12 protein-coding genes are annotated in these 12,701 nt (G+C 37.2%); 3 read left to right on the forward strand and 9 right to left on the reverse strand.

The features are described 5' to 3' along the window. The 7 genes from M1F91_RS06635 to M1F91_RS06665 are packed head-to-tail and all read right to left on the reverse strand — an operon-like array spanning nt 1 to nt 6,390. Complete coding sequence (locus M1F91_RS06635) at nt 1-795, reverse strand: energy-coupling factor transporter transmembrane protein EcfT (RefSeq protein ID WP_247913078.1); 795 nt, start codon at nt 793-795, stop codon at nt 1-3. Beyond that, on the reverse strand, nt 788-1,627 hold the full coding sequence (locus M1F91_RS06640; RefSeq protein ID WP_247913079.1) for an energy-coupling factor transporter ATPase: 840 nt from the start codon (nt 1,625-1,627) through the stop codon (nt 788-790). The genes M1F91_RS06635 and M1F91_RS06640 overlap by 8 nt, the downstream gene beginning before the upstream one ends. Next, nucleotides 1,612-2,439 carry an energy-coupling factor ABC transporter ATP-binding protein gene (locus M1F91_RS06645; RefSeq protein WP_247913080.1) on the reverse strand — a complete coding sequence of 276 codons (828 nt, stop codon included), beginning with the start codon at nt 2,437-2,439 and terminating at the stop codon, nt 1,612-1,614. The genes M1F91_RS06640 and M1F91_RS06645 overlap by 16 nt, the downstream gene beginning before the upstream one ends. Before the next feature lie 2 nt (nt 2,440-2,441). Continuing rightward, entirely contained in the window at nt 2,442-2,981 is a 540-nt protein-coding gene (gene pgsA / locus M1F91_RS06650) for a CDP-diacylglycerol--glycerol-3-phosphate 3-phosphatidyltransferase (protein WP_247913081.1), read from the reverse strand. Between the two features lie 11 nt (nt 2,982-2,992). Then, nucleotides 2,993-3,820 (reverse strand): cytoskeleton protein RodZ, encoded by an 828-nt coding sequence (gene rodZ / locus M1F91_RS06655; RefSeq protein WP_247913082.1) that lies wholly within the window; start codon nt 3,818-3,820, stop codon nt 2,993-2,995. Between the two features lie 42 nt (nt 3,821-3,862). After that, nucleotides 3,863-5,143, reverse strand: a complete 1,281-nt coding sequence (locus tag M1F91_RS06660; RefSeq protein ID WP_247913083.1) for a pitrilysin family protein — start codon at nt 5,141-5,143, stop codon at nt 3,863-3,865. After that, the gene (locus tag M1F91_RS06665; RefSeq protein WP_247913084.1) at nt 5,140-6,390 is read right to left on the reverse strand and encodes a pitrilysin family protein; all 1,251 of its coding nucleotides are present in this window, start codon (nt 6,388-6,390) and stop codon (nt 5,140-5,142) included. Before M1F91_RS06665 ends, M1F91_RS06660 begins: the two co-directional genes overlap by 4 nt. A 159-nt stretch (nt 6,391-6,549) precedes the next feature. Here M1F91_RS06665 and yaaA point away from each other — a divergent pair, with 159 nt between their 5' ends. Together yaaA and recF are read left to right on the forward strand one after the other, a co-directional pair. Beyond that, the gene (yaaA, locus tag M1F91_RS06670; protein WP_006153329.1) at nt 6,550-6,918 is read left to right on the forward strand and encodes a S4 domain-containing protein YaaA; all 369 of its coding nucleotides are present in this window, start codon (nt 6,550-6,552) and stop codon (nt 6,916-6,918) included. 2 nt (nt 6,919-6,920) lie between these two features. Beyond that, complete coding sequence (recF, locus tag M1F91_RS06675; RefSeq protein WP_247913085.1) at nt 6,921-8,012, forward strand: DNA replication/repair protein RecF; 1,092 nt, start codon at nt 6,921-6,923, stop codon at nt 8,010-8,012. Between the two features lie 56 nt (nt 8,013-8,068). Here recF and guaB read toward each other — a convergent pair whose 3' ends face one another. After that, entirely contained in the window at nt 8,069-9,547 is a 1,479-nt protein-coding gene (gene guaB, locus M1F91_RS06680) for an IMP dehydrogenase (protein ID WP_247913086.1), read from the reverse strand. A 162-nt stretch (nt 9,548-9,709) separates the two neighbouring features. Then, a complete protein-coding gene (gene trpS / locus M1F91_RS06685; protein WP_004250956.1) occupies nt 9,710-10,735 on the reverse strand; it encodes a tryptophan--tRNA ligase in 1,026 nt (341 codons plus the stop codon). Nucleotides 10,736-10,942: 207 nt separating this feature from the next. On the opposite strand from trpS, the gene M1F91_RS06690 reads away from it, so the two are divergent. Next, nucleotides 10,943-12,565 carry an ATP-binding cassette domain-containing protein gene (locus M1F91_RS06690; protein ID WP_006152836.1) on the forward strand — a complete coding sequence of 541 codons (1,623 nt, stop codon included), beginning with the start codon at nt 10,943-10,945 and terminating at the stop codon, nt 12,563-12,565. The last annotated feature ends 136 nt before the right edge of the window (nt 12,566-12,701 follow it).

Below are 12,701 nucleotides of genomic sequence, written 5' to 3' on the forward strand. Positions count from 1 at the left end.
TTAGGATTTCAACAAAAATAGAATCAAACCCAACACACATACCAGGAGTAAGGCCACACTATCTTTATTCATCCAATTCAACTGCCGGTACTGACTGCGTCCGTTCCCACCTTGATATCCTCTAGCCTCCATGGCTGTAGCAAGAGAATCCGCTCGTTTCAAACTCGTAGCGAATAAAGGAATCAAAATAGGAATCATAGCCTTAACTTTTTGGATTATATTCCCTTCTCCAAAATCAACACCACGCGCCTTTTGAGCGTTCATAATTCGAATCGTATCATCCATTAAGGTTGGTACAAAACGTAAACTCATAGACAACATGAGCCCGATTTCATGAACAGGAACCTTAAATCTTTTCAAGGGTCCAAGCAAGGACTCAACTGCTGTAGCCAAGCTTAATGGCATGGTTGTCAAGGTAAGCAAAGTTGAGAAAAAGATAATCAACACAAAGCGGCAAAAAATGATTCCCGCCTGCTCAATGCCATGACTCGTGATTTTAATAAACCCCATCTCGAACAAGACATCTCCACCAGAGATAAAGAAAAGTTGAAAAAGGGTTGTAAAAGCAATCAGAAAAAACATGGACCGCAAACCTTTTATGAAAAAGGATAAGGGAACCTCAGATAAGGCTACAAATATACCTGTTACAACGAAAAGGATCAGATTAGTTATTGGATTATTGGCCCAAAAAACGATCATAATCAATAAAATCATTGCCACTAACTTACTACGAGGATCCAAACGATGAACAATCGAATTTCCTGGTATGTAACGACCTAAAATCATGTTATCCATTGATGAACTCCTTAAACTCCTCTATTGTTATCGGCAATTGTTTAAAAGAAACTCCTCGTTCAGCTAGCCTTTGAGCAAATCTTGTGATTTTTGGAACACCTAATTGGATTTTTTCCATGAATTCGACATTTTGAAAAACAAGACTTGGCTTCCCACCCTTGACCAACTTTCCTTTTTCCATCACATAAACTTGGTCAGCAAATTCAGCAACGTCGTCCATCAGATGGGTCACTAAAACAATCGTAATACCATCCTGATGAAGCTTTTTAAACAAGTTCATTAACTCTTTTCGACCAATTGGATCTAAACCAGCGGTTGGTTCATCTAAGACCAAAATGCTAGGCTCCATCGCCAAAATACCAGCAATCGCAACCCTTCTCATTTGTCCGCCTGAAAGCTCAAAGGGACTACGTCCAAAGAGTGACTCATCAATCCCTACTAAAGCTAGTTTTTCACGCGCAATAGCTTCTGCCTCTTCTACAGAAACTCCAAAATTTTGAGGTCCAAAAGCCACATCTTTTAAGACAGTCTCCTCAAAGATTTGATTTTCTGCAAACTGAAAGACTAAGCCCACTTGTTTGCGAATTTGACGAATTTGCTTATTGACGGATGTTGATGTAATTAATGTATCAAAGACACGAACACTTCCCTTTGTGGGAACCAACAAACCATTCAAAAGTTGTAGAATTGTAGATTTCCCGCTTCCTGTATGCCCAATAATTGCTGTATAAGATCCATCCTCTATTGACAAATTAACATCGGACAAGGCAGCTGAGGCAAAGGGGGTTCCTTCCTGATACGTATAACTCACATTGTCTAGAATAATTCCCATAAAGCCTCCTCGAGCTCCTCTTCGGTCAGGTAGTGCTCTGGTAATTTCAAGCCACTAGTACGTAGCGATTCTTTTAATTGGTTGACAAAGGGTTGATCTAAACCAATTTGATCTAAATCTGACCTAGAAAATAGTTCTCTAGGAGTACTAGTTGATTCGATTTCTCCTTTTTTCATCACCAAAATACGGTCACTCATGGCCACCTCATCTAGGTCATGCGTAATGGAGACCACTGTCATTTGGTGATCTTGACGAATCTTTTGGACGATCTTAATCAACTCTAAACGCCCCTCTGGATCCAACATACTTGTAGCTTCATCCAGAATTAAAATATCTGGTCGCAAGGCGACAACGCCTGCGATAGCCACTCTCTGCTTCTGGCCTCCCGATAAGCGAGCTGGTTCCTTTTTAGAAAATTCAGCCATACCAACCAATGATAAAGCTTCAGTAACTCGCTTCTTCATCTCTTCAAGTGGAATCCCTTGGTTTTCTAGTCCAAAAGCAACGTCATCTTCTACGGTTGCCCCCACGAATTGGTTATCAGGATTTTGAAATACCATACCAATCTTACGTCTTTTTTCCCAGACGTTTTCCGGAGTTAGGCAATCACCGTCTATCCAAATTTCTCCCGATTCCGCTTCTAGCAAACCGTCAATCAAGCGAACAGTTGTTGATTTTCCACTACCATTATGACCAACGATAGACAACCATTCTCCACGTTTCACGTGAAACGAAATGTTATGAACATCATAGTGTTCTTGATCTGTCTGATATCGAAATGACAGATTCTTAATTTCAATAATCGATTCCATATCTAGCGAAAGGTTCCTTTAAACAAATACGCGCTTCCCTTGAAGTAATCATAACCAGAATAAACTGTAAAGAACAAAGCGATATAAAGAGTTATCTGACCAAGTAAATTCCAATGAAATAACAAGAAGATAATCGCAAACATCTGGCTAAATGTTTTTATTTTTCCTGGCATTGCTGCAGCTAAAACAGTTCCACCAGTTTCAACTAAGAGTAGGCGCAACCCAGTAACTGCAAGTTCTCGGCAAATGATAATAGCTACTACCCAAGCAGGAGCCATATTTAGACCTACTAGCATGATAAATGCCGACATAACTAACAACTTATCTGCCATTGGATCTGCGAATTTCCCAAAATTGCTAACTACTTGCCATTTTCTAGCTAAATAGCCATCTAGATAGTCAGTGATACTGGCAACGGCAAAAATAATTGCTGCTATTTTATGTAACACAGGAGACTGTCCAAATGATAGAAGGAGAACAAAAATCGGAATAAATAAAATTCTACCAAGCGTAAGTATGTTAGGAATATTCTCTTTTTTCATGTTATCCTTCCTTAATTTGAACTTAATTTCAATGTAATCCAGCCAGTTTGACCAGTTAATTTCGAAGTATCAATTTCCTGATTATCGATTTTGATTTTCACGCCTTTGACAACACCTAATGTGATAGTTACTGGAGAGCCTTTAGAAACTGTTGTTTTGACCATCTTATTATTAGGCTCAAGAGTAGTTCCTCCAGCCAATTCAGTATCTGAAACACTAATCCAGCTTGTTGCATCCGTCACAGACAGTTGAAGTTCGGCTGTATCTTTAGCAGTTTTATATTCTACCGATATAACATCTCCCTGACCAGAAACCGTCACAGTTGATGCGTCGCTCGAACTTGATGGGCTAGTGGTTTGATTGCTAGTTGTCGTTTCACTACTTGTTGCACTTGTTGTCGTAGTCACAACATTATAGTTGGCTGAAGTTGTTGCTGTCGGTTGTGTTTGAATGTAATTCCAAACATAATAAGAAACAAAAATTATAATAGATAATGAGAAGAGAATAAAGTAAAACAGAGGGAGCAAGGAACGTTTCTTGCGATTAGAACGTCTACGACCTGATAGTTCTATCTCATCAACATCAACTTCCTCATAGGTAATCATACTCCCTGAATCATATGCATCTAAAACAAGGTTTTCATCCAACTCAACTGCCCAAGCATACTTCCTCAAAAAAGAACGTGTATAAAAAGGGCTTGGCAATTGGTCGAAATCATCTGATTCTAAAGCCTCAAGCAGATTCAGTTGAATGTCTGTCTTGCGCTGCAATTCCTCTAAACTCAAACCTTGATTGATTCTTGCTAAACGTAACACTTCACCAATTGTTTTTTTTCTCATACTTACCATGCCTTCTTTCTAGTTTATTTTATATTTCGATGACTATAGTGGAAAAATCGTAAATTCAACTATTTCACTATTGTCGATAAAATGATGTCCTACCTCAAGAACATCATCCAAGGTCATTTCCTGTATAATCTTTGGTAAATCAAACAGGGTTGTTTCGTCAGAATGTGACTGATACTGGGTCGCAATAAATTCTAAAGAGTTCATACTATGGATAAATTCTCCATAAATTTCACTTTTGATTAAATCAAGATGTTCTTCCGAAATATCTGCATCAGTAACAAAGCTCTGAATTGCCTTTCGGAATTGATGCGAAATAGCAACAGGCTCCTTCGTGTCCATTGTCAGCATCAAAAAGTTAAAACGTCGATTGATCTCAACTTCTAAAGATAATGAAGAATCTAATTTCCCAGTTTCATACAAACTCTGAAATCTTTTAGAGGTCCAACCAAACATCATCGTAAATAACGCTCTTAATAGAACGCTATATCGATAGCAGTCCTGATGACCCATATCAGAATTCGTTCGAACTCCTATTGCTAATTTAGGTGATGCAACATCCATACGAATGCTCTCAACCTTCTTTACAGGGTGTAAAGCGATTGGTTCTTTTGGATTTTGAACTATACAACCTCCAACATCCTTTTGCAAGAAATAATTCTGTATCAACTCTAAATCAAAATTTCCAACGAGGAAAATTTGGCTATTGACAGGAGTGTAAAATTCATCAAAATTGTCCCGTAGATCCTCTAAACTAATATCTTCTATCGAATCTTCAGTCCCAACAATATCTGAAGCTAGTGGAGTTGCCGGATATAGATTTGCAAGTGTTTTAAAGAACAAGCAAGAATCAGGGTCATCCTGATACATTTCGCGTTCTTGTTGAATAATATCCTTTTCTCGTTCAACAGATTCTTCAGTAATGTTAAAGCTAGTAACAAGCTCGTCAAGCAAGTCCAAACACTCAGCGACATTGTCAGAGGTTGAAAAAAGATAACTTGTATTTGTAAAGCTTGTAAAGGCATTACTATCTGCACCTAATTTGGTAAATGCAGCCATGATATCTTCAGAATTTTCTCTTTCAAAAAGTTTATGTTCTAAAAAATGAGCAATCCCCTTAGGATATGTTTTCTTTTTACTATCTCTAGCTGTAAACTCAGTGTCAATTGAACCAACATAGACAGTTACTACACCATAAACTTCGTTAAAATCATTTTTAGGAAGTAAAGAAACTGTCAATCCGTTTTCTAATTTTGCTTGATAAAGAGTTTCCTTTACAGCAGGATAGTATTTCTCTTGAAAAGTAACTCTAGTCATTCTGCTCCTTCCATAAAATAGATAGCCTGCAATTTCAAACTAGATGCCACCCTACAGATTTCATCCTTGTCAACTTGCTCTAGTCTCTCTATCAAAGTATCCAGGTCTAAAACCGATTTACCAAAAAAGAGGCTTAAGTATTCTCTATCTATAATCGAATCTTGATTATCCTGACTCAACAACATCGTCCTACGAATCATTTCCTTAGTTTGATTAACTTCAGAATCTGTAAATCTACCATTTTTGATAGCTAACAATTGATCATTCATCAATTTTCTTACCTTGTTTCGATTTTGACGATTTATCCCAGCAAACAATCTTAAAAATCCACTAAAGAGATCTAAGTGACTAGAAACAGTGTAAGCCAACCCTTCCTTTTCCCTAACTTGGGTAAACAGTTTAGAGTGCGGGAAAGCTCCAAGCAAACCATTCACGAGAAGCAAGGCCATCTTTTGAACATCTCCATAACCAATTGTGCTATGATAACCCATTTCTAGAATAGACTGACCTAGGTTTTTCCTAGCAATTCCTTCTCTAAGAACATTTGAATAACCTTGCTGATATTGAATGTTTACAGTTTCTTTACGACCTATCAAGTTAAATTTCTTCAAGTTTTCTAAGATTTCAATTTCATTAAAATCACCTAAAAAGAATAAATCAATTCTATCTTCTTTCAGCATTTTTTGAAAACTTGAATAGCAAGATTTAGAAGTCTCTTCAGAAATTCTGGCAATTAAATCTCTAGGAACTAACTGCATTGATTCTTCTTGAAAAAACAACTGATCCAATTCTTTATGGGCAAAGAAGAAAGGATCCTCTAATTCTGATTCTAGTCTCGCCAACAATTGTTTTTTTTCAATTTCAAAGGCATTGTTCTCAAATTCATCTTCATTTGACAATGGATTAAATATGACTTGATACAATAATTCTAAAATCTGAGCAGTTAATACGTTTTTCTTACTTAAAAATTCATCTCGAACATAAGTCAAACTCACGTCTACTAAGTGACTTTGCCCCCTTCTATACGCATGAGTTGACAAATCTGCTCCATACAATGCTGCCAGATGTTTTCTAAGAACCTGAGCAGTTGGATAGCCTTTATTAGCAGTTTCAAGCATACTGGCACTTAGCATGCGACCAGAAATTAAATCCAGAGATAATGGAGCTGTGAAACGCATGGTTATTTTATTTGTCTTAAACTTTTTAGATTGGATAAAATGCACTGCAATTCCAGGGAATAACTCCATCTTTTACCTCCTTTTACATAGAGTTCTATTATACCATGAAAACGAAAATTTTTCCCGTTCTCTTTGACTCTTTTGAAATTAAAATCGTTTTCATATCAGTTGTTTCTTCTCAACTATTTTGTGCAAAATATGGTATAATACCAAAGATTGAGGTAAACTATGGAATACAAATTATTTGAAGAATTTATTACTCTCCAAGCTCTTTTGAAAGATCTTGGAATCATCCAAAGTGGCGGTGCTATTAAATCTTTTTTGGCGGACCATCTTGTATATTTTAATGGAGAATTAGAAAATCGTCGAGGCAAGAAAATTAGAATCGGGGATTCTATTGAAATCCCTGATTTAAAAACTCAAATTATTCTAGTTAAACCAACATCAGAAGAACTAGAGGAGTTTCGTCTAGAAAAACTTGAGAAAGAACGTGTAGCTAAGCTTGTCAAGGAAATGAATAAAAAAGTTCAAAAAAAGCCAACAAAAAAAGCTCAAGCAACAAAAACAAAACCTACACCACGTTTCCCAGGTAGATAAATATGTGGCTGAAAAATCTATCCATTAAACAATTTCGTAACTATCGAGATGTCGAAGTTAATTTTAATCCAAAATTAAATGTATTTGTTGGCCGAAACGCTCAAGGAAAAACCAATCTTCTCGAAAGTATTTACTTTTTAGCCTTAACAAGAAGTCATCGAACAAAGACTGATAAAAATTTAATTCAATTTGAAGAAGAACAACTGCAAGTTTCTGGAATCTTGCAAAAGAAAACAGCAAGCATTCCACTTGAAATTGACTTAACACAAAAAGGTCGAATTACTAAAGTGAATTACTTAAAACAAGCTCGTCTATCAGACTATATTGGTCATATGAATGTTGTCTTATTCGCTCCAGAAGATTTACAACTTGTCAAAGGCGCTCCGGCTATTCGTCGTAAATTCATTGACATAGAATTAGGGCAAATTAAACCGATTTACTTGTCAGACCTGTCAAGTTATAACCACGTCCTTAAACAGAGAAATACCTATCTCAAATCTACACAAAACATAGATGAGACTTTCCTATCTGTTCTTGATGACCAACTAGTAGAATATGGCTGTCGTGTAATGAATCATCGAGCTGACTTTATCCAGAAAATGGAACTCTTTGGCAAGAAAAAACATTTTGACATCTCAGATCAGTTAGAAGAACTGTCAATCTATTATCAACCTTCTGTAAACTTTGTTGACAAGGAACATTTGGCTGAATCTTTCTATATAGCACTTCAAAAAAGTAGATCCAGAGATTTATTTAAGAAGAATACTGGAGTTGGTCCTCATCGGGATGATATGATTTTCTTGATTAATGGAATGGAAGCAAGTTTCGGAAGTCAAGGGCAACATCGTAGCTTGGTGCTTTCTATAAAACTTGCTGAAATCGAATTGATGGAGAGCATTACCAAAGAATCTCCCATTCTTTTGCTTGACGATGTTATGAGTGAACTTGACAATACTCGTCAACTTAAATTATTGGAAACTATTTCTCATAACATTCAAACTTTTATTACAACTACTAGTTTAGACCATATTCAAAACTTACCTGATAACTTGAGCGTCTTTACAGTAGATAATGGTCAATTGACTGTAAATTAAACTTTACATCTTTGTAAAATAAAAAAATCTCCCGTTTAACAGGAGATTTTTTTATTTTACATTGAATAGTTTGGTGCTTCATTAGTGATTTGCACATCGTGTGGATGGCTTTCTTTTAGACCCGCACCTGACATTTCGATAAACTGAGCATTGTCATGTAATTCTTTTAAGTTAGCAGCACCACAGTAACCCATACCAGAACGAATACCACCAATCATTTGGAAAACAATATCAGCTGCTGCACCTTTATAAGCAACGCGACCTTCGATACCTTCTGGAACCAGTTTGTTTGCTTCATTGACAGAACCTTGGAAGTAACGGTCGCTTGAACCCTTCTTCATAGCAGCAATTGAACCCATACCGCGGTATGTCTTAAACTTACGTCCTTGGAAGATTTCAGTTTCACCTGGAGCTTCATCTGTTCCTGCAAACATTGATCCGAGCATCACTGCGTTTCCTCCAGCAGCAAGGGCTTTTACAATATCTCCAGAATATTTGATTCCACCATCAGCGATAATTGTTTTACCATATTCACGCGCAACTGCTGCTGCATCGTAAATTGCTGTTACCTGGGGAACTCCTACACCAGCAATAACACGAGTTGTACAGATTGACCCTGGGCCAATACCGACTTTAACAACGTCAACACCTGCATCATAAAGAGCACGCGCACCTTCAGCAGTAGCGATGTTCCCAGCAATCAGTGTACGGTCTGGGAAATGAGCACGAATTTCAGCGATTTTACGAAGTACACCCGCTGAGTGACCATGGGCAGTATCGATAACAATAGCATCAGCTCCTGCTTCAAAGAGGGCTTCTGCACGTTCAAATGTGTCAGAAGTAACACCTACCGCACCAGCAACTAGAAGACGACCGAATTCATCTTTTGCCGCATTTGGGAACTCAATCACTTTTTCAATATCTTTAATGGTGATTAAACCAGAAAGACGACCCTCTTCGTCAACTAGAGGTAGTTTTTCAATACGGTGTTCTTGAAGAATACTCTCAGCAGTTTTTAAATCTGTACCAACCGGAGCAGTAACTAGGTTTTCACTAGTCATGTGTTTTGAAATTGGTTGGTTGTAGTCAGAAATGAAACGCAGATCTCGGTTGGTCAAAATACCAACTAACTTACGGTTTTCTAGAGTTTCAACCACTGGGATACCACTGATACGGTAACGGCCCATGAGTTCATCTGCTTCAGCGATTGTATGTTCAGGAGTCAAGAAGAATGGATCAATGATAACACCATTTTCAGAACGTTTTACCTTACGGACTTCGTCAGCTTGTTGCTCAATAGACATGTTTTTATGGATAACTCCAAGTCCACCTGCACGCGCGATTGCAATGGCCATTTGGCTTTCTGTTACAGTGTCCATTGCAGCTGTAATAATTGGGATATTTAAAGTCAAATTATCTGCTAATTTTGTTGTTAAATCCGCATCATTAGGCAACACATGACTCTCTGCTGGAATTAGCAATACATCATCAAAGGTAAAACCTTTTTTCAAAAATTTAGTGCCCCAATTAGACATTGAAGTTTCCTCTTTTCTTTCTTTATTGAGCTAAACGCTTTTTGTATTGTATCTATCATACCATTCTATGAAAATTTGTCAATTAAATTTATAAGAGAATAAATAAAAAACTATCCCTCTTATTTTAAAGAAGAAATAGTTTTATAGTTCATATTTTATCCATTAGTGAAAGTAATTTAGACCCATTGCAGCTTTTACTTCTGATAGTGTTTGCCCAGCAACTTCTCGAGCTTTTTCACTACCTTTTTGGAGCATATTATAAACCTCACCCATATCTTTAGCATATTCTAGGCGACGTTCACGGATTGGACCAAGTTCACGTTCTAGGATTTCAAGTAGGTAACGTTTAGTCTTAACATCACCAAGGCCTCCACGTTGATAATGTTCCTTCATTTCAGCAATTTCTTGAGCATCCTCAGGTCGACCGAATACGTCCAAGTAATGGAAAACCATATTTCCTTCAATCTTACCTGGATCCTCAACACGAATATGGTCTGGATCTGTATACATACTCATTACTTTTTTACGCAAAGTATCCGCATCATCAGCTAAGTAAATTCCATTATTAAGTGATTTCGACATTTTGGCATTACCATCAAGACCTGGTAAACGTCCCGCACCTTCATGCTCAGGGTAAATTCCTTCTGGTTCTACTAAAACATCACAGTTATAGGCATGGTTGAAAGAACGCACAATTTCACGTGTTTGTTCAATCATCGGCTTTTGATCATTCCCTACTGGAACCAGGTTAGCCTTAAATGCTGTAATATCTGCTGCTTGCGCAACAGGATAAACTAAAAATCCAGTTGGAATACTTTCTCCAAAGCCTTTTTGAGCAATTTCAGTCTTTACGGTTGGATTTCGTTCCAAGCGAGCTAATGAAACTAGGTTCATATAATACATAGAGAGCTCTGCCAATTCTGGAATCTGGCTTTGAATGAAAATCGTTGCTTTATTAGGATCTAATCCCACTGCAAGATAGTCCAAAGCAACATTCCCAATAGACTCTACAATAGTTTGTGGATCTTTTGCATGGTCTGTTAGTGCTTGCTGGTCAGCTAAAAAAACAAACATGTCATATTTATTCTCTTCTTGTAGTAAGACACGATTTTTCAAACTACCAACGTAGTGCCCAATATGTAATTTCCCCGTTGGACGATCTCCTGTTAAAATAATGGGTTTACTCATCTTATTCTCCTTTGATATGGTCCTTTCAATTATAGCATTTTTTTAATAAAAAGACAGATAATTTTTTTATTGAAACAATAGAGATGTTACCCCTTTCAATCGTAAAGGGGTTGTCAACTTTGTTTACAAAAAATTGACAAATAAAAATTTGAATAATTGATGATTTTCTAGTAGAATTAGAGTATTACATATAATAGGAGAAAAACTTTGCTAACAGTATCTGATGTTTCACTACGTTTTAGTGATCGTAAACTTTTTGATGATGTAAACATCAAATTTACAGAAGGAAATACCTATGGTTTGATTGGTGCCAACGGTGCTGGAAAATCAACCTTTTTAAAAATCTTAGCTGGGGATATTGAACCGACAACTGGCCATATCTCTCTTGGACCAGACGAACGTCTTTCAGTACTTCGTCAAAATCACTTTGACTACGAAGATGAGCGTGTTATTGATGTTGTTATCATGGGTAATGAAAAACTATACAACATCATGAAAGAAAAAGACGCCATTTATATGAAAGAAGATTTTTCAGAAGAAGATGGTGTTCGCGCAGCTGAACTTGAAGGAGAATTCGCTGAACTAGGTGGTTGGGAAGCTGAGAGTGAAGCTTCACAACTATTACAAAATTTGAATATTCCAGAAGAACTTCATTACCAAAATATGAGTGAACTAGCAAATGGCGACAAAGTAAAGGTTCTCCTTGCTAAAGCCCTCTTTGGTAAACCAGATGTCCTTCTTTTGGACGAGCCAACCAATGGTCTGGATATTCAATCCATCACTTGGCTAGAGGATTTCCTAATCGACTTTGATAATACTGTCATTGTCGTATCCCACGACCGTCACTTCTTAAATAAAGTATGTACTCACATGGCTGACCTGGACTTTGGAAAAATCAAACTCTATGTCGGAAACTACGACTTCTGGAAGGAATCTTCTGAGCTTGCTGCTAAATTGCTAGCAGACCGTAATGCTAAAGCAGAAGAAAAAATCAAACAACTTCAAGAATTCGTTGCTCGTTTCTCTGCTAATGCTTCTAAATCAAGACAAGCAACTTCACGTAAAAAAATGCTTGACAAGATTGAGCTAGAGGAAATTGTTCCTTCTAGTCGTAAATATCCATTCATCAGCTTTAAAGCTGAACGTGAAATTGGGAACGACCTCTTGACAGTAGAAAATCTATCTGTAAAGATTGACGGTGAAACTATTCTTGACAACATCAGCTTCATCTTGCGTCCAGGTGACAAGACAGCTCTTATCGGACAAAATGACATCCAAACAACTGCCTTGATTCGTGCCATTATGGGTGAAATTGACTATGAAGGGACTGTCAAGTGGGGAGTTACAACTAGTCGCTCTTACTTGCCAAAAGACAATTCAGCTGATTTTGCTGGCAGTGAATCTATCCTTGACTGGCTCCGTCAATTCGCAAGTAAAGAAGAAGATGACAACACTTTCTTGCGTGGTTTCCTAGGTCGTATGCTCTTCTCTGGAGACGAAGTTAACAAACCTGTAAACGTCTTGTCAGGGGGAGAAAAGGTGCGCGTGATGCTCTCAAAACTCATGCTTTTAAAATCAAACGTTCTTGTACTTGACGATCCTACAAATCACTTAGACTTGGAATCTATCTCAAGCTTGAACGATGGATTGAAAAACTTTAAAGAGTCCATCATTTTTGCCAGTCACGACCATGAGTTTATTCAAACTTTGGCTAACCACATTATTGTCTTATCTAAAAACGGCGTCATCGATCGTATTGATGAAACCTATGATGAATTTTTAGAAAATGCTGAAGTTCAAGCAAAAGTCAAAGAACTTTGGAAAGATTAGGTAAAACTTAAAAAAACTCAGTTGGGAGCCCAACTGAGTTTTTTTATTTCTTATGAATTTTTAGTTGATAGTTCTGTCAATCTGATTCTATTCAACCTATTCATTGTTTCACGTGAAACATTCTATTATGAGACTG

The sequence above is a fragment of the Streptococcus sp. oral taxon 431 genome, from assembly GCF_023110115.1.
Taxonomy (GTDB): Bacteria; Bacillota; Bacilli; order Lactobacillales; family Streptococcaceae; genus Streptococcus.

What these genes read in the sequence shown, in the direction of transcription:
- M1F91_RS06635 (WP_247913078.1), bottom strand. Translation starts at nt 795, where the DNA reads ATGGATAACATGATTTTAGGTCGTTACATACCAGGAAATTCGATTGTT.
- M1F91_RS06640 (WP_247913079.1), bottom strand. Translation starts at nt 1,627, where the DNA reads ATGGGAATTATTCTAGACAATGTGAGTTATACGTATCAGGAAGGAACC.
- M1F91_RS06645 (WP_247913080.1), bottom strand. Translation starts at nt 2,439, where the DNA reads ATGGAATCGATTATTGAAATTAAGAATCTGTCATTTCGATATCAGACA.
- pgsA (WP_247913081.1), bottom strand. Translation starts at nt 2,981, where the DNA reads ATGAAAAAAGAGAATATTCCTAACATACTTACGCTTGGTAGAATTTTA.
- rodZ (WP_247913082.1), bottom strand. Translation starts at nt 3,820, where the DNA reads ATGAGAAAAAAAACAATTGGTGAAGTGTTACGTTTAGCAAGAATCAAT.
- M1F91_RS06660 (WP_247913083.1), bottom strand. Translation starts at nt 5,143, where the DNA reads ATGACTAGAGTTACTTTTCAAGAGAAATACTATCCTGCTGTAAAGGAA.
- M1F91_RS06665 (WP_247913084.1), bottom strand. Translation starts at nt 6,390, where the DNA reads ATGGAGTTATTCCCTGGAATTGCAGTGCATTTTATCCAATCTAAAAAG.
- yaaA (WP_006153329.1), top strand. Translation starts at nt 6,550, where the DNA reads ATGGAATACAAATTATTTGAAGAATTTATTACTCTCCAAGCTCTTTTG.
- recF (WP_247913085.1), top strand. Translation starts at nt 6,921, where the DNA reads ATGTGGCTGAAAAATCTATCCATTAAACAATTTCGTAACTATCGAGAT.
- guaB (WP_247913086.1), bottom strand. Translation starts at nt 9,547, where the DNA reads ATGTCTAATTGGGGCACTAAATTTTTGAAAAAAGGTTTTACCTTTGAT.
- trpS (WP_004250956.1), bottom strand. Translation starts at nt 10,735, where the DNA reads ATGAGTAAACCCATTATTTTAACAGGAGATCGTCCAACGGGGAAATTA.